General features: G+C 54.2%; 1 protein-coding gene. It reads left to right on the top strand.

What is annotated here, in order from left to right; genetic code table 11:
- On the top strand, positions 1-421 hold a 421-nt coding region (locus RhoFasB10_RS25905; RefSeq protein WP_206031390.1), incomplete at both ends, for a DUF445 family protein.

Raw genomic sequence — 421 nt, 5'->3', positions numbered from 1 at the left:
TTCTTAACGTTATGAATAAACTCATCGAACTCAGACGCGCCAAAAGGTTGGCGCTCTCTTTACTGCTTATCGCCGCTGCTACCTTTGTCGTTACGCTGTTTTTGCCGCCCAGTTTTTGGGTGAGCGGCGTGAAGGGGATTGCTGAAGCGGCGATGGTCGGCGCGCTGGCGGACTGGTTTGCGGTGGTGGCGCTGTTACGCCGCGTGCCGATTCCGATCATTTCTCGCCATACGGCGATTATCCCGCGTAATAAAGACCGGATTGGCGAAAATCTCGGCCAGTTCGTGCAGGAAAAATTTCTTGATACTCAATCCCTGGTGGCATTGATTCGACGCCACGAACCGGCGTTGCTGATTGGCAACTGGTTTAGCCAGCCAGAAAACGCCCGCCGCGTTGGTCAGCATCTGTTGCAGATCATGAG

Source organism: Rhodococcus sp. B10, from assembly GCF_011770055.1.
In the GTDB taxonomy this organism is placed as follows: Bacteria; Actinomycetota; Actinomycetes; order Mycobacteriales; family Mycobacteriaceae; genus Rhodococcoides; species Rhodococcoides kyotonensis_B.
The sequence above is the reverse complement of the archived record's forward strand: the minus strand, read 5'-3'. Positions and strand labels throughout refer to the sequence as shown.